Below are 352 nucleotides of genomic sequence, written 5' to 3'. Positions count from 1 at the left end.
TCTGACTTACCAGCGGATACCACATACGCCTGGACAAGCACTCCAGATGTATCTAAGGCAGGTCAAACAAGCGGTGTAGTAACAGTAACTTACCCAGATGGTTCAACACAAGCAGTAACAGTTCCAATGACAGTTACAGACAAAGCTAGTGATGTTGAAGTGACTTACCCAGCTGTAGACGTAACCAAAGCAGGTGAAACAACTGTAACACCAAACTTGACAGACGCCAACGGTCAAGCAGTAACTTCGTTACCAACCGGTACAACAGTAACCGCTGAGGGCAACAAGTTACCAAAAGGCATGAAGTTAGGTGATGTAGATCAAAAAACTGGTGAAGTAACAGTCGATGTAC

The 352-nt window shown here is 44.9% G+C and carries 1 protein-coding gene; it reads left to right on the top strand.

The window, feature by feature from the left end; genetic code table 11:
- On the top strand, nt 1–352 hold a 352-nt coding region (locus FC36_RS10110), incomplete at both ends, for a Rib/alpha-like domain-containing protein (RefSeq protein WP_268872453.1).

It is taken from the genome of Ligilactobacillus equi DSM 15833 = JCM 10991 (assembly GCF_001435735.1).
In the GTDB taxonomy this organism is placed as follows: Bacteria; Bacillota; Bacilli; order Lactobacillales; family Lactobacillaceae; genus Ligilactobacillus; species Ligilactobacillus equi.
The sequence above is the reverse complement of the archived record's forward strand: the minus strand, read 5'-3'. Positions and strand labels throughout refer to the sequence as shown.